This window comes from Mycobacterium marinum (assembly GCF_003391395.1).
Lineage (GTDB): Bacteria > Actinomycetota > Actinomycetes > Mycobacteriales > Mycobacteriaceae > Mycobacterium > Mycobacterium marinum.
The window spans coordinates 3,224,137-3,247,734 of record NZ_CP024190.1; the positions used below are offsets into that span (position 1 = coordinate 3,224,137).

The 23,598-nt window shown below is 63.6% G+C and carries 21 protein-coding genes and 3 pseudogenes; 11 read left to right on the forward strand and 13 right to left on the reverse strand.

The features are described from left to right. Positions 1–66: 66 nt before the first annotated feature. The gene (locus tag CCUG20998_RS13500; RefSeq protein ID WP_020729031.1) at positions 67–1,998 is read left to right on the forward strand and encodes a flavin-containing monooxygenase; all 1,932 of its coding nucleotides are present in this window, start codon (positions 67–69) and stop codon (positions 1,996–1,998) included. 10 nt (positions 1,999–2,008) lie between these two features. Further along, a pseudogene (locus CCUG20998_RS13505) lies at positions 2,009–3,149 on the forward strand (zinc-binding dehydrogenase); the annotation flags it as partial. Here CCUG20998_RS13505 and CCUG20998_RS13510 read toward each other — a convergent pair. Both CCUG20998_RS13510 and dtd read right to left on the reverse strand, forming a co-directional pair. Next, positions 3,030–3,935: pseudogene (locus CCUG20998_RS13510) on the reverse strand (class I SAM-dependent methyltransferase); the annotation flags it as partial. The pseudogenes CCUG20998_RS13505 and CCUG20998_RS13510 overlap by 120 nt on opposite strands. Before the next feature lie 41 nt (positions 3,936–3,976). Then, positions 3,977–4,408, reverse strand: coding sequence for a D-aminoacyl-tRNA deacylase (dtd, locus tag CCUG20998_RS13515; RefSeq protein ID WP_020729034.1), 432 nt, complete (start codon positions 4,406–4,408; stop codon positions 3,977–3,979). Between the two features lie 296 nt (positions 4,409–4,704). Here dtd and CCUG20998_RS13525 point away from each other — a divergent pair, with 296 nt between their 5' ends. Beyond that, complete coding sequence (locus tag CCUG20998_RS13525) at positions 4,705–5,031, forward strand: MTH1187 family thiamine-binding protein (protein WP_036455672.1); 327 nt, start codon at positions 4,705–4,707, stop codon at positions 5,029–5,031. Here CCUG20998_RS13525 and CCUG20998_RS13530 read toward each other — a convergent pair. After that, positions 5,028–5,522: a macro domain-containing protein gene (locus CCUG20998_RS13530; protein WP_012394499.1), complete on the reverse strand. Its 495-nt coding sequence runs from the start codon at positions 5,520–5,522 to the stop codon at positions 5,028–5,030. The genes CCUG20998_RS13525 and CCUG20998_RS13530 overlap by 4 nt on opposite strands. A gap of 199 nt (positions 5,523–5,721) precedes the next feature. Continuing rightward, positions 5,722–6,063 carry a hypothetical protein gene (locus tag CCUG20998_RS28115; protein WP_038579689.1) on the reverse strand — a complete coding sequence of 114 codons (342 nt, stop codon included), beginning with the start codon at positions 6,061–6,063 and terminating at the stop codon, positions 5,722–5,724. Positions 6,064–6,188: 125 nt separating this feature from the next. On the opposite strand from CCUG20998_RS28115, the gene CCUG20998_RS13540 reads away from it, so the two are divergent. Beyond that, a complete protein-coding gene (locus CCUG20998_RS13540) occupies positions 6,189–7,460 on the forward strand; it encodes a competence/damage-inducible protein A (RefSeq protein WP_456319719.1) in 1,272 nt (423 codons plus the stop codon). Positions 7,461–7,555: 95 nt separating this feature from the next. Here CCUG20998_RS13540 and CCUG20998_RS13545 read toward each other — a convergent pair whose 3' ends face one another. Beyond that, positions 7,556–8,824 carry a sialate:H+ symport family MFS transporter gene (locus tag CCUG20998_RS13545; protein ID WP_036455917.1) on the reverse strand — a complete coding sequence of 423 codons (1,269 nt, stop codon included), beginning with the start codon at positions 8,822–8,824 and terminating at the stop codon, positions 7,556–7,558. Positions 8,825–8,890: 66 nt separating this feature from the next. Here CCUG20998_RS13545 and CCUG20998_RS13550 point away from each other — a divergent pair, with 66 nt between their 5' ends. The 3 genes from CCUG20998_RS13550 (at position 8,891) to CCUG20998_RS13560 (ending at position 11,101) form a co-directional block, all read left to right on the forward strand. Further along, complete coding sequence (locus CCUG20998_RS13550) at positions 8,891–9,958, forward strand: amidohydrolase family protein (protein ID WP_020729040.1); 1,068 nt, start codon at positions 8,891–8,893, stop codon at positions 9,956–9,958. A gap of 16 nt (positions 9,959–9,974) precedes the next feature. Further along, complete coding sequence (locus CCUG20998_RS13555; protein ID WP_020725326.1) at positions 9,975–10,376, forward strand: phage holin family protein; 402 nt, start codon at positions 9,975–9,977, stop codon at positions 10,374–10,376. A 293-nt stretch (positions 10,377–10,669) separates the two neighbouring features. Then, positions 10,670–11,101: an anti-sigma factor antagonist gene (locus CCUG20998_RS13560; protein ID WP_011740808.1), complete on the forward strand. Its 432-nt coding sequence runs from the start codon at positions 10,670–10,672 to the stop codon at positions 11,099–11,101. A gap of 14 nt (positions 11,102–11,115) precedes the next feature. Here the strand turns inward: CCUG20998_RS13560 and CCUG20998_RS13565 are convergent, their stop codons facing one another. The 6 genes from CCUG20998_RS13565 to CCUG20998_RS13595 form a co-directional block, all read right to left on the reverse strand. Continuing rightward, positions 11,116–12,099 (reverse strand): FAD-dependent oxidoreductase, encoded by a 984-nt coding sequence (locus CCUG20998_RS13565; RefSeq protein WP_020729041.1) that lies wholly within the window; start codon positions 12,097–12,099, stop codon positions 11,116–11,118. Positions 12,100–12,111: 12 nt separating this feature from the next. Then, positions 12,112–12,582: an Rv1352/Rv1906c domain-containing protein gene (locus CCUG20998_RS13570; RefSeq protein ID WP_020729042.1), complete on the reverse strand. Its 471-nt coding sequence runs from the start codon at positions 12,580–12,582 to the stop codon at positions 12,112–12,114. A gap of 48 nt (positions 12,583–12,630) precedes the next feature. Beyond that, positions 12,631–13,056, reverse strand: a complete 426-nt coding sequence (locus CCUG20998_RS13575; protein WP_036455673.1) for a hypothetical protein — start codon at positions 13,054–13,056, stop codon at positions 12,631–12,633. Further along, positions 13,044–13,679: a hypothetical protein gene (locus CCUG20998_RS13580; protein WP_237708331.1), complete on the reverse strand. Its 636-nt coding sequence runs from the start codon at positions 13,677–13,679 to the stop codon at positions 13,044–13,046. Before CCUG20998_RS13580 ends, CCUG20998_RS13575 begins: the two co-directional genes overlap by 13 nt. 843 nt (positions 13,680–14,522) lie before the next feature. After that, complete coding sequence (locus CCUG20998_RS13590) at positions 14,523–15,764, reverse strand: PPE family protein (protein ID WP_038579692.1); 1,242 nt, start codon at positions 15,762–15,764, stop codon at positions 14,523–14,525. 333 nt (positions 15,765–16,097) lie between these two features. Next, positions 16,098–16,697 (reverse strand): TetR/AcrR family transcriptional regulator, encoded by a 600-nt coding sequence (locus CCUG20998_RS13595; protein WP_038579694.1) that lies wholly within the window; start codon positions 16,695–16,697, stop codon positions 16,098–16,100. A 114-nt stretch (positions 16,698–16,811) separates the two neighbouring features. Between CCUG20998_RS13595 and CCUG20998_RS13600 the strand changes: the two are divergent. The 3 genes and pseudogenes from CCUG20998_RS13600 to CCUG20998_RS13615 form a co-directional block, all read left to right on the forward strand. After that, a pseudogene (locus CCUG20998_RS13600) lies at positions 16,812–17,114 on the forward strand (NAD(P)-binding protein); the annotation flags it as partial. A 668-nt stretch (positions 17,115–17,782) separates the two neighbouring features. Then, the gene (locus CCUG20998_RS13610) at positions 17,783–18,721 is read left to right on the forward strand and encodes a metal-dependent hydrolase (protein WP_036455674.1); all 939 of its coding nucleotides are present in this window, start codon (positions 17,783–17,785) and stop codon (positions 18,719–18,721) included. Further along, complete coding sequence (locus tag CCUG20998_RS13615; RefSeq protein WP_036455675.1) at positions 18,721–19,854, forward strand: hypothetical protein; 1,134 nt, start codon at positions 18,721–18,723, stop codon at positions 19,852–19,854. Before CCUG20998_RS13610 ends, CCUG20998_RS13615 begins: the two co-directional genes overlap by 1 nt. 387 nt (positions 19,855–20,241) lie before the next feature. Here CCUG20998_RS13615 and CCUG20998_RS13620 read toward each other — a convergent pair whose 3' ends face one another. Continuing rightward, entirely contained in the window at positions 20,242–20,841 is a 600-nt protein-coding gene (locus CCUG20998_RS13620; RefSeq protein ID WP_038579694.1) for a TetR/AcrR family transcriptional regulator, read from the reverse strand. Positions 20,842–20,955: 114 nt separating this feature from the next. On the opposite strand from CCUG20998_RS13620, the gene CCUG20998_RS13625 reads away from it, so the two are divergent. After that, a complete protein-coding gene (locus CCUG20998_RS13625) occupies positions 20,956–22,536 on the forward strand; it encodes a phytoene desaturase family protein (protein WP_038579702.1) in 1,581 nt (526 codons plus the stop codon). A 50-nt stretch (positions 22,537–22,586) separates the two neighbouring features. Here CCUG20998_RS13625 and CCUG20998_RS13630 read toward each other — a convergent pair whose 3' ends face one another. Next, a complete protein-coding gene (locus CCUG20998_RS13630) occupies positions 22,587–23,591 on the reverse strand; it encodes a zinc-binding dehydrogenase (RefSeq protein ID WP_020729052.1) in 1,005 nt (334 codons plus the stop codon). Positions 23,592–23,598: the final 7 nt, after the last annotated feature.

A 23,598-nucleotide genomic window follows, 5' to 3' on the forward strand; every position in this document is an offset into this window, starting at 1 on the left:
AGCGTTGTGCTGCTAATTACGACACGTAGAGTAGCGTAATTGCGGTCCGCCGAGAGAAAGGCCGAAATGCGAAGTCGTTACGCCGGCCTGCCGTTCGCCACGACCACAGCAGAGATCGCCGCCGCACTCGAGGACGTAAGCATCCCGACGCTGTTGCTCTCCCTGGTGCACATCACCGGCGATGCCCGTTTCATCCGTGACTTCAAGCCCATGGGTCTATTTCTCAACGAAGTGCAGGGATTCATGTCGGAGGACGACAAGGCCCGAGCACGCACTGAGGCTCTGGCGGTGATCAGCGAGTATCGCGACCAGGGCTGCCCCGAGCCCAAGCCCCTGAGCGGTGAGCTCATCCGGGAAATGCTGGACTGGGCCGCGTGCGAGCACGTCCCCGATGACTACTTGCCTCTGCTCGCTGAAGAGATGGACCTCGAGGGGCTGGACCCACGCCGGCCGGTAGCCCTGCCTTCGGAGAGCGCGGCGGAGTTCCCGGTCATCGTGATCGGCTGCGGCGAATCGGGGATCCTGGCCGGAATTCGCCTCAAGCAAGCCAACATTGCGTTCACGATTGTGGAGAAGAACGCCGGACCGGGCGGAACGTGGTGGGAAAACCGCTATCCCGGCGCGCGTGTTGATGTAGCCAACCATTTCTACTGCTACAGCTTTGAACCCAACAACGATTGGACGCATTTCTTCGCCGAACAGTGGGAGCTGCAGGACTATTTCGCAAAGGCGATCGACACGCACGATCTGGGTGGGCATATCCAGTGGAATACCGAAGCCCTGGGGGCCGAGTGGAACGATGACGACGGAGTCTGGACCGTTCGGCTGCGGTCGGCCGACGGCACAACGCGCACCCTCTCGGCGCGGGCGCTCATCACCGCCGTGGGTCAGCTGAACCGTCCCTATGTCCCGGAATTCGACGGCGCCGACACCTTTGCCGGGCCATCGCTTCACTCCGCAGCCTGGGACCGGTCGGTGGACCTGACCGGTAAGCGGGTCGCCCTGGTCGGGGCCGGCGCCAGCGGTTTCCAGATCGCACCGGCGATTGCCGGGGATGTGGCGCAGCTGTCCGTGTTTCAGCGCACGGCCCAATGGATGTTTCCCAACACCATGTATCACGACGAAGTCGGAGACGGCGTGCGCTGGGCGATGCGCCACCTGCCGTTCTACGGCAGGTGGTACCGATTCCTGCTGCTCTGGCCGGGAGCCGACAAGGGCCTCGACGCCGCCCGTACCGATCCGAACTACGCCGACCAGGACTATGCGGTCAGCGATATCAACGCCGCGGCGCGGATGATGTTCAGCCAGTGGATCAGCAGCCAAGTCGCCGACGGCGACGCGCTATTGAGCAAGGTGCTGCCCGACTATCCGGCTACCGGCAAGCGGACCCTGCAGGACAACGGTAGCTGGCTGGCCACGCTGCAGCGCGACAACGTGGACTTGGTGCGCACTCCGATTCAGCGCATCACACCCACCGGCATCGTTACCGAAGACGGCGTGACGCACAGCGTTGACGTGATTGTCTACGCCACCGGCTTTCGGCACACCGATGTGCTGTGGCCGCTGCAGGTCATCGGCCGCAATGGAATCGACCTGCACCGCGTGTGGGGGAGACGGCCCTACGCCTACCTGGGGATCACGGTTCCGGGATTTCCCAATCTCTTTCTCATCTACGGGCCCGGCACGCATCTCGCCCACGGCGGCAGCCTGATCTTTCAATCGGAACTTCAAATGCGCTATATCAACCTGTGCCTGGAACGCTTGGTGGCCGATGGCATTGGTTCACTGGAACCGACTGACGAAGCGGCCGCGGGCTGGCACGAGCGGACGCAAGCCGAGATCAAGAAGATGGTGTGGTCGCACCCGGCCGTCAAGCATTCCTACTTCAAGAACGCCGACGGGGAAATTCATACGGTCAGCCCGTGGCGGCTCAACGAGTATTGGGCCGCGGTACGTCAGCCCGATTGGTCTCAGTTCGTTCTCCGACAAAGAAAGTGAGCACGCCGACATGCGCACCGTAGTCATCGACGGGCCGGGCAGTATCCGCGTCGACAACCGCCCCGACCCGGCACTGCCCGGATCTGACGGAGTCATAGTCGCCGTGAGCGCCGCGGGCATCTGCGGTTCCGACCTGCATTTCTACGAGGGCGAATACCCCCTGGCCGAACCGGTGGCCCTGGGTCATGAGGCGGTTGGCACGGTGGTGGAGAAAGGACCCGACGTCCACACCGTCGAAGTTGGTGACCAGGTCATGGTGTCCTCGGTGGCCGGGTGCGGTGCCTGCGCGGGTTGCGCCACCCGCGATCCGGCGATGTGTGTTTCCGGGCCACAGATCTTCGGATCCGGCGCGCTGGGCGGCGCGCAGGCCGACCTGCTCGCGGTCCCGGCCGCGGACTTCCAGGTGCTCAAGATTCCCGCTGCGATCACCACCGAGCAGGCGTTGCTGCTCACCGACAACCTCGCAACCGGCTGGGCGGCCGCACGCCGGGCCGATATCCCCTTTGGCGCAACGGTGGCAGTCATCGGCCTGGGCGCGGTGGGGCTGTGCGCGGTGCGCAGTGCCCTCGCCCAAGGCGCTGCGACCGTGTTCGCGGTGGATCGAGTGCAGGGGCGCTTGCAGCGGGCCTCCGAATGGGGAGCGACCGCCGTCGCTTCTCCGGCGGCCGAGGCCATTGTCGCAGCGACGGGTGGGCGCGGCGCCGATTCGGTGATTGATGCCGTGGGCACCGACGCATCAATGACCGACGCGCTCAACGCCGTTCGGGTCGGCGGCACCGTGTCCGTTGTCGGCGTTCACGATCTGCAGCCGTTTCCGCTTCCCGCCCTGACCTGCCTGCTGCGCAGCATCACATTGCGACTGACCATCGCACCCGTGCAGCGCACCTGGTCAGAATTGATTCCGTTGCTCGAGTCGGGACGCCTTGATGTGGACGGGATCTTCACCACTTCATTGCCACTGGACGAAGCTGCCAAGGGGTACTCGATTGCCGGTTCCCGGTCCGGCAATGACGTGAAGGTGCTGCTCAAGGTTTAGTAGCGACGATGTACTCAGAGTGCATGATGGCGTCGAGGCGCACATCCACCGCGGGGGGCGTCATTCCATAGCCGGCTTCCAACTCGAGCGTGTTGCGAACAGGTTCGACGACCCACCCGCGCGCCGCCAGCCATTGGGCCGGACTGGTCTTGTCGTCATACGTCAAGGCAGAGAAGTTCACGTCGCCAGACAGATTGACCCCGGGGTGCGTCTGCTCCAGGGCGACGAGCTGATCGTGATCCAACCGCGACCCCAGGGCCCCCGTGGCGATTCGGCTGCCCGGCGCACAAAGGTCATCGATCCGCGCGAATAGGGCATCTTGCGCGTCAGCGGTCAGATATGGCAACAGTCCCTCCGCCGACCAGGCGCTGGGCTGACCCGGCTCGAACCCAGCTGCGTGCAGCGTCGCCGGCCAGTCGGTGCGCAGATCCGCCGCTACCTCGTTTCGTCGCGCTTTGGGCTCGACACCATGGCGCTGCAGCACCCGTGCTTTGAACTCGAGAACTTGTGGCAGGTCGATTTCGAATACCATTGTTCCGGATGGCCATTCGAGCCGATAGGCCCGCGAGTCAAGACCGGCGGCGACGATCACCGCCTGTTTGGTTCCCGCGGCGGCGGCGGAGCGGAAAAAGTCATCGAAAAACCGGGTCTGGACTCCGTAGAGGCGGGGGAACGCGGTTTCGTCCACGGAGGTTGGCGGATGGGCGAGTTGGTCGTTCAAATACGCATCCCCGGACGCCGCGATGAAGTACTTCGCATACTCGTCGGGAGCCAGCGGTTGCGGCCCGACCGTGTCCAGCGCGCGCCATCCCGCCACCAGCAATGCGGTGTAACCGACGCCGCTGACGATGTCCCACTGGTCATCGTCGGAACGACGAGATCCATATTCGGATGTAGTCATCGATACCTCCCGCTACGGCGCCAACCTACCGCCGCACGCGATCACAGTTCCAGCATGACGGTCACCGGACCGTCGTTGATGAGTTCAACCTGCATGTGGGCCCCGAAGACACCGGCTTCCACGTGGGCGCCCAGCGCCCGCAAGGCCTCAGCGAACGCGGCCACCAGCGGCTCGGCCACCGCCCTCGGCGCCGCAGCGTTCCACGATGGCCGCCGTCCCTTGACGGTATCGGCGTAGAGCGTGAACTGACTGACCACCAGAATCGGCGCGCCAAGGTCAGAAGCCGATTTCTCGTCGGTGAGAATACGCAAATACCAGAGCTTTTCGGCAAGCTGCCGGGCCTTGTCGCCGTCGTCACCGTGAGTCACACCGACGAAGGCCAGCAGTCCCTGGCCGGGCGGCCGGACGGCGCCGACCACGTCACCGTCGACCGTCACCGCTGCCGAGCACACCCGTTGCACCAGAACCCGCATGGGCCTCGATGCTGCCAGGTCGGGTCGTAGCGCCAAGGTGCCGGTCTGGGTAGGCGCATGTCGCTGTGAGCGTGAGGGTGCCACGTGTTGCGGTGGCGGAAATTCGATCGCCTGGTCTGGCGGTAGCGGCGGCACTGGCGGAAGCAACCGATCTCGCCAATTGCCGACGGCTGTTCTCCCACTGCGGGGCGTATCGTGCTGAGGGCCGGATTCTTGCTGCCGTGGCCGCGGTCCTGGCCGTCGCGGTGCCGAGTACAGCCGTGCCGACCGACAGCGGCTTGACATAGGAGAAAAGCGTGTCTGTGCTTGTCGCGTTTTCCGTTACCCCGATGGGCGTTGGTGAAGGCGTTGGCGAGATCGTGGCCGAAGCGGTTCGGGTGGTTCGCGATTCCGGATTGGCCAACCAGACGGACTCGATGTTCACCGTGATCGAAGGCGATACCTGGGAAGAGGTCATGGCGGTGGTACAGCGCGCGGTGGAGGCCGTCGCGGCCCGCGCGCCGCGAGTCAGCACCGTGATCAAGGCGGACTGGCGCCGGGAAGCCAGTGACGCAATGACCGGCAAAGTCGCGTCGGTAGAGCGTTACCTAGCTCAGCCCGGCAGCGATCAGCCAGCACCTTAGGCCTGCACTGCAGCGACAAATGCTTTCTCGGCCGCATTTCCGTGCACGGCAAAAACCACCCGCTTTAGCGAACCCGGGTGGTGTCGCCGCACCGCTTCGACCATCAGCCGTGCCGCCCGTTCGAGCGGGAAGCCGCCAACGCCGGTGCCAAATGCCACCAAGGCCAGCGAGCGGCAACCGAGCTCATCGGCCTTGCGCAAGGCAGAGCTGGTGGCCCGAGAGATGATCTCGGACGAGGTAGGACCGCCCAGCTCCATTGTCGCCGCGTGGATCACGTAGCGCGCCGGCATCTCGCCGGCCGTGGTTTCGACCGCCTCTCCGAGCCCGATCGGCGCCTTTTCATTCGATTCACGTTGGATATCCGGCCCACCGGCGCGGGAGATGGCCGCTGCGACGCCACCGGCATGGCGAAGTTGGGTATTGGCGGCGTTGGTGATCGCGTCGAGTTCGAGCTTCGTGACGTCGGCCTGGACTACCTCTAGCTCGATCATGGGCCCATTGTCCGTCGCGCACCGCCGGAAACGCCATCAAACGGCCGGCTTCGGCCAGCCAGCCGCGACGGCGCGGACCAAAGCGGAGGGACTGCCACGGCACGACCTGGAGTCTGATGCCGGTCGAGGCGGCCGCTGAGATAACGTGACACAACCGAGGAAGTTTGGCTGGCCCACCAGGAGGCACACCGATGGCTCGTCACTGCACACCCCTACCGGCGCGAATCGCATGAGTAGCGATACCGGTGAGCCCGGCGGCCAAGACAGCCAAGGCGGGGCGGGTGGCCGCGGTGGTGCCGGCGGAGCCGGTGGTGCCGGCGGCAGGGGCGGTGCCGGCGGCAGGGGCGGTGCCGGCGGTGCCGGCGGTCCTGGAGGTCAAGGCGGCCGGGGCGGCGCCGGCGGACCGGGCGGTGCGCCTGGCATAGGCGGTCGGCCCGGCGAGGGTGGTCCGGGCGGCGCCGGCGGTGAGCCGGGCCCCGGCGGAACCCCCGGTCAGCCCGGTCAGCCCGGCCAGCCGGGTCAACCTGGCAGCCCGGGCCACTAGATCACCTGCAGGCGCTGAGCGCCGAATATGCGGCCCCGGCCGTAGCACCCCAGCTGGGCACTAATCGACTTGCCAAGAAGGCACTTTCGTCGCCGGATCGGCCGGTGCGTAGGCTGATGGCGGTGAGCGCACGTGCGGGCATCGTGGTCACCGGAACTGAGGTTCTCACCGGCCGTGTCCAAGATCGCAACGGTCCGTGGATCGCCGACCAGCTGCTCGAGCTGGGTGTCGAGCTGGCCCACATCACCATCTGCGGCGACCGCCCTGCCGACATCGAAGCGCAGCTGCGATTCATGGCAGACCAGGACCTCGACCTGATCATCACCAGCGGTGGTCTAGGACCTACGGCCGATGACATGACCGTCGAGGTGGTCGCTCGTTTCTGTGGACGCGAGCTGATACTGGACGCGGAACTGGAAGACACGATCGCCAACATCCTCAAGAGGCTGATGGCGCGCAACCCGGGTTTCGACCCCGGCAACTTCGACTCGGTACTGGCCGCCAATCAGAAGCAAGCGATGATCCCGGCTGGTGCGCAAGTGATCAATCCGGTGGGTACCGCGCCTGGTCTGGTGGTGCCGGGAAAGCCGGCGGTCATGGTGCTTCCAGGACCCCCGCGCGAGCTTCAGCCCATGTGGCACAGTGCCATTCAGATGCCCGGGGCGCAGGAGGCGATCGCCGGCCGAACGACCTACCGGCAAGAGACAATACGGATGTTCGGACTGCCGGAGTCCGGGTTGGCCGAGACCTTGCGCAGCGCCGAGACGACCATCCCCGATTTTGGCGCGCTAGAGATCACAACATGCCTGCGACGCGGAGAAATCGAGATGGTCACGCGGTACGAACCGGGCGCGGCAGACACCTATGCGCAAGTAGCGCGACTGCTGCGCGATCGCCATGGCGATCAGATCTACTCCGAAGACGGCTCGCAGGTGGACGATCTGGTGGCACGATTGCTTGCCGACCGGCGCATCGCGACCGCGGAATCGTGCACCGCTGGACTCCTGGCCGCTCGGCTCACCGACCGTCCTGGCTCTTCGGCCTATGTCATGGGCGGTGTGGTGAGTTACTCCAATGAGGCTAAGGCCGAGTTGCTCGGCGTCGACCCAGCACTGATCGAGATGCACGGGGCAGTTTCAGAACGGGTGGCGCAGGCCATGGCGGCGGGGGCATTGCAGCGCTTCGGCGCCGACACCGCGGTCGCGATTACCGGAATCGCCGGTCCCGGTGGGGGAACCGAGCAAAAGCCGGTCGGGACAGTCTGCTTTTGCGTGTTGGTCGGCGACGGTCGCAACGTCACTCGAACGCTGCGGCTGCCCGGAAATCGGTCCGACATCCGCGAACGCTCAACGACCGTTGCCATGCACCTGTTGCGGCGTGCGTTGAGCGAATAACTCGGCCGACGATTCACCGCCGGTCGATCGTGCGGCGACCGCCCCCGAGTCGGGCTTGCCGGAGCGCGCATTTCGCGATCCCGACGCTGTCTGCGTCATGTCTTCCCTGGTAAAAAGGCGGTCTCGGCAGTGCCGAAGTGGATACCGGTCGCGTCCTTGCCGATCAGCGCCAGCACCGCGACCACGGTCAACACCGGCACGATTGTGACGGCCAAGGCAAACGGATACCCGTGGGTTTCGGCCAGATGTTCCTGAATGGGCAGGTTCATCGCCGCCAGCAGGTTGCCGAGCTGATAGGTGACCCCGGGGTAGAGGCCACGAATGGCGTCCGGCGACATCTCGGTCAAGTGCGCCGGGATCACGCCCCAGGCCCCCTGCACGCATAGCTGCATCAAGAAGGAACCCAGGCACAGCATCGCGGCGGTACGCGAATAAGCGAATATCGGCACGATCGGCAACGCCAATACCGCGCAGAACGCAATCGTGTATCGCCGGCCGAAGCGCTGCGAAAGGGTGCCGAACATCAGCCCGCCGATGATGGCGCCCGCGTTGTAGACGACCACGATCCAGCGGGCGGTAGCCGACGACAATCCGGCACCGTGGTCGGTGGTGGCGGTGAGGAAACTCGGGTAGACGTCCTGGGTACCGTGGCTCATCCAGTTGAAGGCGGTCATCAGCAACACCAGGTAGACGAACCGGCGGATGATCGCCGCGTTGCGCAGCACGTCTCGGACTCGGGTCTTGGTGAGCTTCATCCGGTCCTGCGCGGCCTCCCACACCTCGGATTCCTTCACCCGGTACCGAATGATCAGGCTGATCAACGCGGGGATGATGGACAACCCGAACAGCCAGCGCCAGGACAGACCCAGCCAGTTCATCACCACCAGGCTCGACACCGTGGCTAGCAGATAGCCGAACGCATAGCCCTCTTGCAGCAGCCCAGAGAAAAATCCGCGCCGACCGACGGGAACCTTCTCCATGGCAAGCGCCGCACCCAATCCCCACTCACCACCCATGCCGATGCCATAGAGCAGGCGCAAGATCACCAGCACCGTGAAGTTGGGGGCAAAGGCGCACAAGAACCCGACCACCGAGTACAAGGCCACGTCGACCATGAGCGGAACGCGCCTGCCGACCCGATCTGCCCACAGCCCGAAGATCAGCGCACCCACCGGCCGCATGGCCAGCGTCGCGGTGGTCACGAACGCGACTTCGGTCTTGGTGTGATGAAAGGTTTTTGCGATGTCGGCGTAGACCAGCACCACGATGAAGTAGTCGAACGCGTCCATCGTCCAGCCCAAGAACGCCGCGATAAACGAATTCCGCTGGTCGACGTTCAGCCACGGTGTTTTCACGTTCTGCATCGTGGCGTACCGCACGCCGGACCGCGCACCTGGGGTAGCGGCCACCCGCGAGTAGCTTGGGCGTATATGCGAATCATCGATGCCGATGGACATGTCGCCGAAAACGCGTCGCTGACCGGCGAAGCGCTGCGTCGTTGGCCGGACCGGGTGCGACTCACCACGCGCGGTCGACCGCATCTGATGATCGAGGGCCGGCACTACCCGCAGGACAACGGTCCCGGGGCCGGGTGTCCGCCCCAACACGGCATCAGCAAAGCGCCCGGAATCAACTGTGCGACAGCCGATGGCGTACTCGCCGACGCCGATCGCGATCACCTGGACACGATGGTGCTCTATCCCAGCGTCGGGCTCTGCGTTCCCAGCCTGGAAGACCCGGCGTTCGCCGCCGGTTTCGCGCGCCTCTACAACGAGTGGATCGCGGACTTCTGTGCCCCGACGAACGGGCGACTACGCGGTGTCGGTGTCACTCCCATCGAACACGGGCAAGTGGCCATCGACATCATGAAAGAGGCCAACGAGCTGGGGCTGGTCGCAACGTTGGTCCCACCCGCGCTCAAGTCCCGCAACCTTGACCATGCTGACCTGGATCCGTTCTACGCCGCCGCCGCCGAGCAGGGGATGCCGCTGGGAATTCACGGCGCCCCCGGCATGCACCTGCCCAAAATCGGCGTGGACCGCTTCACCAACTACATCCAGGTGCACTGCATCAGCTTCCCTTTCGACCAGATGACGGCGATGACCGCGCTGGTGTCGGGCGGTGTCTTTGACCGTCATCCCCGATTGCGAGTTGCCTTTCTGGAGGCGGGCGTCGGCTGGGTCCCCTTCTTTGTCGACCGCCTGCACGAGCACTACGAGAAGCGCGGTGACTGGATCGACGGAGGCTGGCGCCGCGACCCGCACGACTACCTGCGCGCCGGCAACGTCTGGGTGACCTGCGAGCCCGACGAGCCAATCCTGCCTGGCGTGATTGACGTGCTGGGCGATGACTTCATCATGTTCGCCAGCGACTACCCGCATTGGGACGGCGAGTGGCCCGAGAGCACGAAGCAGCTGCGCACCAGGACCGACATCGGTGAACAGTCTCGGAACAAGATCGCTGGACTCAACGCCCAGCGCTTCTACGAGCTGAATTGAATGGCAGGATCGGCGCATGGGACCTTTTCTGCTACGCGCCGCCGTCACCGGATTTGCATTGTGGGTGGTCACGCTCTGCATCTCGGGGATCCGATTTGTCGGTGGCGATACGACGTTGGAGAAGATCGGGATCATCTTCGTTGTCGCGGTGATCTTCGGCCTCGTCAACGCCATCATCAAGCCCATCGTGCAATTTCTGTCAATCCCGCTCTACATCCTGACGCTGGGCCTCATTCACGTCGTCATCAACGCGTTCATGTTGTGGATCACCGCCCGGATCACCGAGGACACCACCAGGTGGGGCCTGCAGATCGACCACTTCTGGTGGACCGCCATCTGGGCCGCCATCCTCTTGTCGATCGTGAGCTGGCTTCTGTCGTTGCTGACTCGTGATTTGCGCCGCGTAGCGCGCGGCTAGCCATTATTAGTTGGCCTTCGATTAGGTTGCTGAGGGCAGGTAGAACACGACCATAAATCGAAGTTCAGCCACCTACGTCGATCGATGTGACAAACTTGCCGAGCAAGAGCGCCCAAAATTACCGCACGCGACACCCTATGTTGTCAGCCACAGTTGCACATATGCTTACGAACACAGCTCGCTAACGCGCTCGGAGACAGTAGCTCTGCTGCGATTGCGAGGACCGATGGTTTGTCCTCGCGGATCCAGGTCGGCGCTACCTAACGGCACACTAGGACGGGATAGTGCGAAGAGTGAACACCGTCGCGATGGGGTCATCGCCCAGTTCATCGAGCACCCGGCTGAGTTCACCCGCCGGGGATCCGCATACCGGTCTACGGGCGGTCACCGAGTGCACCGGCTCGGCAGTGGTTGTTCACGTCGGAGGAGACGTTGACGCCAGCAATGAGGTGGTCTGGCAGCGGTTGGTGAATCGCAGCGCTGCCATCGCCATCGCGCCGGGTCCGTTCGTGATCGATATCCGTGACCTGGATTTCATTGGCTCGTGTGCCTATGCGGTTTTGGCCCAAGAGTCGGTGCGGTGCCGTCGGCGCGGCGTGAATCTGCGATTGGTGAGCAACCAGCCCATCGTTGCCCGCACCATTGCCGCGTGTGGACTGCGCCGTCTGCTGCCGATGTATTCGTCGGTCGAAGCCGCGTTGTCGCCCGTTCCCAACGGGCACTGAGCGGGCGCTGCCCTTCAGCAATCGAGGCCGGCCAGCCGCGCAACATCAAGCGCGCAACCCCACGACAAAGTCACACCATCGCCCCCGTGACCGTAGTTGTGAATGCACCGCGTCGCCCCAATCTGCTCGACTTCCACGCGCACCGACGGCCGATCGGGCCGCAGTCCGGTAATTGTTTCGATGACCGGCGCGTCGGCCAATCTGGGTTCGACCCGCCGGCAGTCTCGCAGGATACGGTCGGTCACCTGGGGATCCGCAGTGGTGTCCCAGCGATCAAGAATGCTGATGCCGCCGCACACCACCCGGTGCGGGTGAGGGAAGTAGCAGATCCATTCCGGGCCATCACCTAGCTGCATGAACAGTTGGTCCAAGCCAGGGTTGGCCAGCACAACATGCTGGCCAAATCGCGGCCGAAGGGTGTCATCGCCGGCCAACTCTCTGGCACCCAGACCAGAACAATTGATCACGATCGGTGTGCTCTGAGCGGCTTCGGTTAGCGACCGCACCGGGTGTATCTCAATTTCACAACCCGCCGCGGCAAGCCGCGTCGTCAAGTAATCAAGGTAGCGGGGCATATCGATCATCGGCAGGGTCGCTGCAGTGGCCGTGGGAAAGCCATCCGGAACGTCGGTGTCGGCGACCGGACGCAGGCCGGGAATCATGTCCTCCCCAGACGCCGTCACGTCCACCTCGGCTATCTCCCCAACACTGATAGCGGGCATCAGCTGCACACCGCTGGTCGGATCGTCGGCCAGCTCGCGAAACCGATGCAGTGACTGCTCGGCCCACTTTCGGGTCTTGACGACGGGTTCCACAAATCGCGGTCTCCACACCGCACCCGCCACCGCGGAGGTGGTTTGCCGTGGCAGCAGATCGGTCCACACCCGCACCGGCCAACCCGCTTCGGCCAGGCACAGGGCCGACGTCAGCCCGCTGACGCCGGCACCGATGACGACGACTTGTCGCGCATCACTTGCCGCAGTGCGACCGCTGCCCAAGATCGACCTCAATTAGGACGGGGGTACTTGCTGACCATTCGGAGCAAGCAGCCCGTTGAGTATCCCCAGATTCATCTGCAACTGGCCCCCGGCGGCCGGGCCGGGAAGCACGGCGGGCACATCGGCGTCAGGGGTGCTCTGCCAGGGTTGGCAGCCGCTCGTCTTGAACGCCTTGTCGGTCGGCTCGATTTGCACTACCTGAGGCCTCTTGGTCATCGCGTTGTCGATGAGGGCGCCATCGGGGTTGCTCATGCGCTTCCAATAACAGGTCCCGTCGCCGACCGGCCCCGCCGACGTATAGGTACCGGGAACGATGTCGGTGCCCACGGCATACGTGCCGTCGTGATCCATCGTCGTCTTCGGCGCGGGCGGCGCTGGTTGGGGATCGGCCGCGGCAACGCCCATCGACCCCGCCCAGCCCGCAAGCAGCAATCCCGCAGCGCCAAGGCGCGCCGCGTGGGATGCCATTACCTTCGAGCCCATAGCACTGCAGCCTACCGGGGTGAGCAGCGCATTTCGAACTGCTGGTATCTACGCCGCCAGACTCGGGTGCCCGCGTCCGCGGCGCGCGAGCATCCCGCGCGCATATAGATAGCAGAATGCGGTGCCGACCATCAGTGACGGCGCGATCGTGGTGGCAACGTGCGGCGTACCTACCAGGACGTGCCCCGTCACCAATGCGGTCGCGGCCAGCATCGACGACCCCAGCCACGACAGCCAAAAGCCGCGTCTGGGAGTGCGCCCCAAGCGAAATAGCCGTTCCAGCACCAGCTCCAACATCAGGGTCGCGGCCATACTCAACAGCATCTGTGTCAAAGCCGCGCGCAGCGCCACCGCGGCGCCGCCCGCCTGATTGGCAAACGCCGCCCAGCTGCCATACAACACACCGGCACCTAACGCGAGTAACACCTGGCGGGCGCCCTCGCGTGTCCAGCCGTTGCGAACTACTGCGACCATCGGAAGACGCGCAGCCTTACCTGGCGATACAACCCGCCGACGATGTTGGCGGCATTGAGCGGTATCCAGACCAACAGAGCATCACCCTCGCAGAATCGCGGATTGATTCGGCTGTAGAACCTCACGTCCGGGTGATCGTCGAGCTTGCTCATGCGAGACGCGTCGCGCGGAATCGCGTCCGAGCGCACCACCCAGGAATCCGCGTTGGTCCGAACGTAGTGTCGCCCCTCGCCAATGCTCTGCACCAAGTTGTCGACCTCAACCGGCGTCGCGCAGGTGCGACACGGATATACCCGCGGCATGGTCCGGGTGAACAGGCAGTAGGCAACCGGGGAGGAGGTGCGAGCGAGGTACCCCAAAGCGGTGCCCGGCTGGCGGAGTTTGAAGCGCAGCGCCTGACGCAGTCCGAAAAACATGGCGACCACGCCGCATCCGTTGTACCCGGGCCGGAAGAAGCCACCGCCGGAAAACGCCGCCATCCGACTTTTCCCATGAGTGACGCATTGAACACCGTTAAAGGCGAACCCGGCCAACTCGCCAAAAGTGCCGTAATAAAGCGCAAACGTGAGCTCGCCAGCGCTGAACAGGTGCTTTTCGAATTGTTCGCGCGTGTGCCCGTACATGGTCTCGCTGTAGACACAATAAAGACGGTCCAGCAGCGCCGAACGTTGGTCGTAAGACAGCGATCTCGACGGAACTCGCTCACATCTCACGATCCGATGATTTCCGGCTTCGGCAGACGGCGGTAAAGACGGCGGCGGCGGTGCAGGCGCCGATTCCGGTCGAAGTAGGGGAGACGTCGCCGCGGCGGACACCCGCGCAGACCCCTTGGAGCGAGTTGCTTTTAGCGTGAAAATGATGGCTCCTCTCTGGTCCTGCGTTCGGCGTGGCCTCGCGCAGCTGGCCACGTAGGCAATCCTGACATCGACCAGAGAAATGTGAGCACAAAATGGCCGAATTTTCGCACACGTTTAACAAATGAAGCTCATTTTGAATTCAAAACTACATTCTAGAATCTACATTTCATGATGCGATGAATTTTTGCTGCGGGGAGTTCGCATAAGCGCCGAACACGCATTCGCCCATATAGCACGTTAGCCTGCGGTGATGTAGCACGATATGGAGGGACGGAATTACCTCGCTGTAACCAGCAATCGCAGCGGGGAGTCATGGCACGCCCGCCAGAATGGCGCTAATAATTCACTTGACAGCACGTCAATTTTGTGATTGTTGACAGCCTCGGGGTCGACGAAGACATCCGCCGCATAGCCGTCGACGAGTCGATGCTCACCGAGCAGGGTTTGCGATCTCATATCTGATAGTGGCCGAGGACGGCGGCATACCCCGAAGCGCATCGGATCCCGGTCGGCGGCCACGAACGGGAAGCCATGGCCCCCGCGTTGGCCGGCGGGAAGGGCTGCCAGCTGTTGCGCTCTGGGTGGTCGGTAGTTGTCGGTGGTGTGCTCTCACAGGGCCGGCGGCGAGACCCCGCTACCGCTAGTGGAGCCGACAACCTGCAGCGGCCAGGTAGCCGGCAAGACGGGCACGCCGGCACCACTGCCGAATTCACCACCACCGGTCGCCGACAAACCCGCGGGCCGCACCTTGGTGCCGGTGGCGGAGACCCCCGCGAAGCCCACCGTTCCTGCACCACGGCCGCCTGCCAGCTCCGACACCGGCCTCCCATCGGACGCTGCCTGCACCACGGAGGCCGATCCCACTCCGGGACGCACCGAACCTGACGCCCCCGACTGGGCTGTGCCCGCGCGAGAATCACTGACGAGCATTTCGTGGGGTGCGTCCACCACAGCGCGATCGGAGTTGTCTCGTGCTGCCATCATCTGAAGGTCGCCAACGTGACGGGTGACCCCCAACGGCGTGCTGGTCGCCAACGGCACCCCAGCGCAGATGTGGCCGGTGGGAGCTAACGCCGCTCCCGAAAGCGGCGAGCCCGGTACTGCGGTCACATCCATAGCTGCGCCGAATCCCTGAGTCGTGGAGACGCTGACCAACTGGCAACCGTCAAGATCAAGGCCGTCGAACGGGTCAAACTCGCATAGTTCCCCCGCAACGTCCAGCCCAAGAACGCCGTCGTTGAAGGAGGAGACGGAGAATTCGTCGCTGTCGGCGAAGCCGGACCAACTGGTGGCATTGCCAACCCCCTCGACGCCGGGATTGACCAACACCGGGGATGGACAGGTCGGCGGCACCTCGAGTAGCGCCGCACTCGTGCAGGATTCATAAACGCCCATCACGCCGGCGGCCTGGATCCACATCCGCACATAGTCCGCCTCGTTCACAGCTATGGGAACCCCGTTTAGGCCAAAGAAATTCGTCGCGACCAGCACCCCGTGTACAGCATGATTTTCCTGCAATTCCGCCATCGTGGGCATCTCGGCTAAGGCATCGCCATATGCCGCCACCATCATCTGGAGCGCAGCACCAGCCCGCTGACAGACGATTGCGGCGTGGTCGAGCCACACCACGTAAGGGGTGTGCGCTGCTACATAATCATCGGCAGCACGGCCCTGCCAGAGGCGTATCGCTTCGCAAATTTGATGATCGACCTCTGCCGCTGTTGCCTCGAAAAGCGCACCCAGCGATAGCCACCCGGCGGCGGCCACCAGGATTCCTCCGGGCCCCGGTCCAGTGCTCAGCAACGACGAATGCACCTCAGGCGGCGAAGCCATCCAGAGCGGCGATGTCATGCCCGACTACCTCCGCAACAGCCAGGCTCACCGATCCGGCCCAATCCCGCGACACCGTAATCGGCCAGCGCGGTAGCGACCGTACCGGCGCTCGCCACCCCTGCACGAACCCGCAGGCTCACAACAATGCACCTCCAATGCATCACGCGAATCAAGGGCAGCCCGCCATGGCCGATCCCTGGCGTAACACTCACACTTCAGAAATCCTGGACTTGTCTTGCCCGCCTACGAATTTCGGTCGCCCTGGCCTGCCATGCCCCGGGACGCCGTAGACTAGAAGCCGCGACTGGCGTAACGCAGCGCCGTTGACAATACCGGACACCTTCACCGCCGCTAGGACAGCGGCGCCAAACCGGACCGCACCAGATCCAGGCTCGCGGCCACCAGTTCGCCGAGGTCTACGACACACCCGTTGCGGCCCCAATTTTCCACCGCCACCACAAGAGCCGCTGCAATCGTCGCGCCGGCGACCTCCGCAACCAGGTCGACATTGGCCACATCCGCATACCGGTCTCTGACGAACGCGGCCAGCACCTGCGCGAACGACGACTGCACCACCCGCAGATGGTTAGCGATCCGATCCGCGCTGATCAACTCGCTTCGAGCGGTTGCGGCCTGGCGCACCACTTCCAGATCATGAGGAAAGGCGGCGACACTGGCCAAGACCGCATCAAAGAGCGGCTCGGACACCGGGCGTTGGGCAAGCGCCTGCGCGAGCCACTCCAGCTGGTTCTCATAGTCCTGGAACAGCACCGCTTCTTTGGTCGGGAAATGCCGGAAGAACGTCCGTTCGGTAACACCGGCCTCTCGTGCCAGCTCGGTCACCGTCACCTGAGCAAATCCCTTACGCGCAAAGCTCTTTAATGCAGCCCGCCGCAGCGCTTCGTGGGTGGATCGTCGACGCAGTTCGTGACGGTTGGTGGGCACGGCCATCTCGCACCGATGCTATCTCAGCGGCGCCAAGGATGTCAGGGCCGACATCTTCAAATTATGTCAGTACTGACATAACCTGGGACGTGCGCATTGCCTACTCGGGAGGAAATAGCCGTGACGGACTATGACGCGATCGTGGTGGGAGCTGGGCACAACGGGTTGACCGCCGCCGCGGTTCTGCAACGCGCGGGACTTCGCACCCTATGCATGGAAGCCAACACATACGCCGGAGGAATGGCCGCAACGGTTGAACTGATCGACGGCTTCCACTTCGAGATCGCAGGATCGGTGCAATTTCCGACGGCCAGCCAAATCAGCAAAGAGCTTGGGCTGGACACCTTGCCCACCGTGGCACCCGAGGTGATGTCGACCAACATCGGCGAATCCGGCGAAGAGGCGATGATCTTCTATACGGATATACCCGCGGCATAGTCCGGGTGAACAGGCAGTAGGCAACCGGGGAGGAGGTGCGAGCGAGGTACCCCAAAGCGGTGCCCGGCTGGCGGAGTTTGAAGCGCAGCGCCTGACGCAGTCCGAAAAACATGACGACCACGCCGCATCCGTTGTACCCGGGCCGGAAGAAGCCACCGCCGGAAAACGCCGCCATCCGACTTTTCCCATGAGTGACGCATTGAACACCGTTAAAGGCGAACCCGGCCAACTCGCCAAAAGTGCCGTAATAAAGCGCAAACGTGAGCTCGCCAGCGCTGAACAGGTGCTTTTCGAATTGTTCGCGCGTGTGCCCGTACATGGTCTCGCTGTAGACACAATAAAGACGGTCCAGCAGCGCCAAACGTTGGTCGTAAGACAGCGATCTCGACGGAACTCGCTCACATCTCACGATCCGATGATTTCCGGCTTCGGCAGACGGCGGTAAAGACGGCGGCGGCGGTGCAGGCGCCGATTCCGGTCGAAGTAGGGGAGACGTCGCCGCGGCGGACACCCGATCAATCGTTGCCTCGGTTGATTCCTTCCCATGCAGGCACCGGCCACACGATCATACGACCACACACATCAATATGTGACTGTATGGTAACTTGGCGTGAGCCCCGACGCGGCTTCCCCGAGCAGAGAGATGTCAAGCGGTGACAGATCTGATTGTGCGAAAAATGCGCTTCGCGTTCGCTGACCACTACGTTCCGTTCCTGTGGAACGAAAAGAACCCGGCGTTTTCCAGCATGGCCAACGCGGTGTCGTTCCTAGCGATCGCGTTCGAGAAGATGGTCGTGAGCATGATCTCTGAGGCCAAGCCGATGATCACCGACCCCGCGATCGCTGAGGAAGCTGACGCGTTTGTGCGCCAAGAAGGCCAGCATTCGATGGCCCATCGCCAGCACGCCCGCGGACTTATCAAGAGTTATCCAGCCCTCAAGGAGACCCTCGACGAAGTGATCGCCGCCTTCGATGATCTGACGGCTAGCAAGCCCTTGAAGTACCGGTTGGCCTACACCGCCGACCTCGAGGCAACGTTCACGCCGGCGTTCAAGCTGATGCTCGACCACGATGACACCTTGTTCGCCCCGGGAGACGATCGGGTGGCCTCATTGTTTTTATGGCACTTCGTCGAAGAGGTCGAGCATCGCAGCTCAGCGTTGATCATCTACGACGCGGTGGTCGACGACCCCTGGTACCGCATGCGGGTAGCACCGTCGATCTTCAAACATGTCTGGTCGGTGTTGCAGATCGCCTGCCACGGGTTCAACAAGCACGTCCCGGTCGAGGAACGCAAGGTGGACGCCCTGTCGATGTTTGGCATGCAGCGCCAGAAGAAGGCCCTGATGCAGAGGCTGCCCTTCTTCGATGTCGCTGATGACGGCCCGTTGGGCAACGCCTTCGGACACCTTCCGTGGCGCGAGCAGCTGATCGCCATGTTCGGGGTCGTGCGCAGCCAAATTCCAGGCCACAATCCCGCTCACGAGAACCTACCGGCCCTGGCCGATGAATGGTTCAAACGTTACGCGGCGGGCTACGACGTCACTCAGTGGTATACGGCACCCGTCCAGCAGCTCGCGAGGGATCGCTGATGTTTGATCTGTGCGCCCCGACATTCGCCGGACTTGCTGCGCGGCTAGGCTTTTCGTGCGATGACGCGGGCGGGCTCATCGAATTGCGCAACCCATTCAGCCTGGCGAACTGGACGCTGCCCGTCCTGGAAGTCACCATGATCGCCGGGGCGGTGCTGACGTTGGTGTACGCGATCGTGCGGCTCCGTCGCCACAACGATCCGACCAACCTCGTGCTGTGGTTGGGCGCGATCTCCTACCTGGTCATCATCGAGCCGCCGTTGTACTTTCCCGCAGCCTTCGGCATCAGTAGCCACGTCGACACGATGTTTGCCCACAACGTGTTCACCGTCGATTTCTTGTGGGGCCGGCTACCGCTGTACATCGTCGCTGTCTATCCGACGATGGCGACAGTGGCTTATGAAATTGTCCGAATGCTGGGGGTTTTCCGGCGGTACGGGGCCCTGGTCGGCGCCGTCTGCGTGGGATTTGTGCACCACGCGTTCTACGAGATCTTCGACCAGCTCGGGCCACAACTGCGCTGGTGGGAATGGACGCTGGACAACCCGATGAACCGGCCATTCTTCGATTCGGTGCCACTGCCCAGCGTCGTGGTATTCGCTGCGTTGTGGCCGATGTCCCTGGCACTGTTCGTCCAACTTTTCGTTGGCCGCCACGTCGATGAGGGCAAGACCTTCTCAGCGGTGCAGCTGCTGTGGCGCACGATCGCTGTTGGCGTCCTGGCCTCGATCGGCACCGCAGTGCTGCCGCTGCCCGCCACGATCGCGGGAGCCCTGTCTCATAGTACGACCGTTGTGGGTTTCATCTACGGAGCCGAACTTGCCCTAGCCACCGTCATCGCCCTCGTGGTGATGAGCAACCAATGGCGCGGCCTACGCCGCGGCGACGTGCCCGGCGTCCTGCAATACGCCAACCCGCTCATCCTCGGCTACGCTGCGGCCTACCTGGCCGTCATGACGATCCTCTGGGCGACATCTCTGCCGGCCTACTTCGCGGCCGTCGACGGCGTAACTCCCAACGGTGATCCCATCGGCAGCCTCTGGTACACGATCGCCTGTCTTGTCATCGCCACTCTTAGCGTCACGGCCGCCAAGACCGTTGCCGTGCCACGCCAAACAAGTGTCCTCGTGTGATGGCGATGCGGGAGCTAGCACTATCCGGGACTCTCACATAGGCGAGCATCGATGCCTTGTCCCACGAGTGGCCCATTTGGCGGTGCGCGTGATGTTCCCGCGATGGCTGCCACGGGCTTGACGGATGCGTCGCGTTCTCGGCGGTCCGGAAACCGCACCGAGAGCATCTGCTCAATCTAGAGGTCAGCTGGTGTCGAGGTTGGGCACGAAATGGACTGGAAGCAATCGTCTGCGGGTAATGTCCGAAGTGCCCTAACGTCGCCGAATTCTGGCTTGCAGCACTCATGTCCACCACATCTGTGACGATGGCTCAGAAGCACGGTGCCTACTCCAGCGACGAGCGGGAGGGGGCTGCCGGCTGTTACGTTGCGAGGGGTCGGTAGTTGTCTAGGACAGCGGCGCCAAACCGGACCGCACCAGATCCAGGCTCGCGGCCACCAGTTCGCCGAGGTCTACGACACACCCGTTGCGGCCCCAATTTTCCACCGCCACCACAAGAGCCGCTGCAATCGTCGCGCCGGCGACCTCCGCAACCAGGTCGACATTGGCCACATCCGCATACCGGTCTCTGACGAACGCGGCCAGCACCTGCGCGAACGACGACTGCACCACCCGCAGATGGTTAGCGATCCGATCCGCGCTGATCAACTCGCTTCGAGCGGTTGCGGCCTGGCGCACCACTTCCAGATCATGAGGAAAGGCGGCGACACTGGCCAAGACCGCATCAAAGAGCGGCTCGGACACCGGGCGTTGGGCAAGCGCCTGCGCGAGCCACTCCAGCTGGTTCTCATAGTCCTGGAACAGCACCGCTTCTTTGGTCGGGAAATGCCGGAAGAACGTCCGTTCGGTAACACCGGCCTCTCGTGCCAGCTCGGTCACCGTCACCTGAGCAAATCCCTTACGCGCAAAGCTCTTTAATGCAGCCCGCCGCAGCGCTTCGTGGGTGGATCGTCGACGCAGTTCGTGACGGTTGGTGGGCACGGCCATCTCGCACCGATGCTATCTCAGCGGCGCCAAGGATGTCAGGGCCGACATCTTCAAATTATGTCAGTACTGACATAACCTGGGACGTGCGCATTGCCTACTCGGGAGGAAATAGCCGTGACGGACTATGACGCGATCGTGGTGGGAGCTGGGCACAACGGGTTGACCGCCGCCGCGGTTCTGCAACGCGCGGGACTTCGCACCCTATGCATGGAAGCCAACACATACGCCGGAGGAATGGCCGCAACGGTTGAACTGATCGACGGCTTCCACTTCGAGATCGCAGGATCGGTGCAATTTCCGACGGCCAGCCAAATCAGCAAAGAGCTTGGGCTGGACACCTTGCCCACCGTGGCACCCGAGGTGATGTCGACCAACATCGGCGAATCCGGCGAAGAGGCGATGATCTTCTATCGAGATCCGCTGCAACTGATCTCACACCTAGGCGAAAAGCACGGCTCGGCGGCTGTCACCGGCATGGCCGAGCTGATCGGCTGGAGTCAGGGGCCGGCCCGGGCACTCGGCCGCTTCGAGGTGCGCACGCCGCCCCGGACCCTCGACGAGATGTATGCCTGCGCCACCAACCAGGCCGAGCGCAGGGCTATTCATGAAATGCTATTCGGCTCCGCGATGGACGTGATCGACCGATTCCTGCCGGACAAGGAAAAACATGCGGTGATGCGCGGAATGTTGGCGTTTCTGGCCGTCAATTCCACCTACCGTGGACCATTTACTCCTGGCAGCGCCGCCTGCCTGGCGTTTGCCCTTGCGGTGCCCGACGACAGCACCGCGATGATGACCAAGCTCAGAGGCGGCATCGGTGCCCTGACCGATCACCTGCGGGAGCTTTTCGCATCGGCCGGCGGCGACATCCGATTCCGCTCGAAAGTAGTGGAGATCGTCGTTGACCGCGGGGCGGTGTCTGGTGTGCGACTGCCCGACGGCTCGGTGATCAGCACGCCGGTCGTGGTGTCCAACCTGGCGCCGGACGTGACCCTAGCCAAGCTCGTCGGGCCGGAACACGTCGGGGCAGATCTGCTGGCACGGTTGGCCGGGCGCGACCATCGGGCCTCCTTCGTACAGATCCACTTCGCCCTCGACGCGCTACCCGAATTCGCACCACCGTATGAGCTGTTGAACGAGCCGGGAATGCAGCAGTCGGTCGGCATCTTCGGAACGCCCGAGGAACAGCAACAGCAATGGGAAACCTGCAGGCGAGGCATCGTGCCGGAGAATCCCTCGATGGGGATGCAGATTCCCTCGGTCCACGACAGCGGCCTCGCACCGCCGGGCAAGCACGCCGCCAGCGCTTATGCGTACGCGTTTCCGGTGGAGGTCGACCGCGACCAACATGGTCATCTGAAACGGCTTATGGCCCAACGCGTGATCGACAAGATCACCCGATTCGCCCCCAACTTCAAAGACATTGTGATCCGCTACATCACGTTCGCGCCGTATCACATGCAAACAATGTTCGGGGCCCCCTCGGGTGACTTCTGCCACGGGTTGTTGCATCCGGATCTGATGGGGCCCAACCGCCCCGGCCCCAAGGGATTTCTCGACTTTCCGATTCCCATCGACGGCCTCTACCTCGGCGGCGCTGGATGCCATGGCGGCCCGGGCATCACCTTCATACCGGGCTACAACGCTGCCTATCAGGTGCTCGAGGATGTGGCCACACGGCAAACATCGGGATAGCGCAACAGCATTGGCGACTGGCTATACGTGTACCGATGCACGCCTAACACTCATGGCACCAGCACAACCTTGCCGATGTTCTCCCGGGCCGCCAGAATGCGGTGCGCTTCGGGCGCTTCGCCGAACGGTATCGCCGCGTGAACGATCGGCGCAGCGGTACCTTGACCGAGCGCCTCACTCAGGGGCGCGATCCAGGGCTCGAGCGTGCCACGGTCGTCCCACAATCGCAGCATGTTGAGACCGATCACGGTTTTGGACTCCTCGAGCTGCTTCATCAGGTTGAAGCCGCGCAGCATCGATAGCGCATGTGGGGCCACCCGGCGCAGCGAGCGCTTCTCGCCCTCCTGCATGTTGGAAACCCCGTAGCCGACCAGCCTGCCTCCCGGACGCAGCAGCTCATACGATCGGCGCAGGGAGGTGCCCCCGAGCGCGTCGAGCACGAGGTCATAGGAGTCCAGGCCCTTCCACCAGCCGTCCCGGCGGTAGTCGATGGCCCGATCGACTCCCAATTCTGCAAGCCGCTGATGCTTCCCAGGAGATGCGGTTCCGTGCACCTGAGCACCCGCCGCCTTGGCGAATTGAACAGCCGCGATGCCAACACCACCGGCCGCGGCGTGCACCAGCACACGCTCTCCGGCCCGCAACGACCCGTACCCGTGCAGAGCCGCCCACGCGGTGGCGTAGTTCACCGGGACCGCGGCCCCCTGTTCAAAGCTCAATCCTTCGGGGAGCACCACCGCGTCGGTCGCCGTGACGTTCACTATCTCGGAATAGCCGCCGAACCGTGTCCCAGCCAAAACTCTTTCGCCGATCCGGCTTTCGTCGACGCCGGCGCCCACGGCCTCGACGGTCCCGGCGACTTCGTAGCCAACCACCGCCGGAAGCTTCGGTGCATCCGGGTAGAGACCCACGCGGGCGAGGTGGTCAGCGAAGTTCACCCCCGCCGCGCGAACCGAGATCCGCAGCTGACCCGGGCCGGGCGGCGGCGGGTCGGGCCGCTGCTGCACCTGCAGGACAGACGGGTCACCATGTTTCGTGATTACGACAGCACGCATTGCTCCT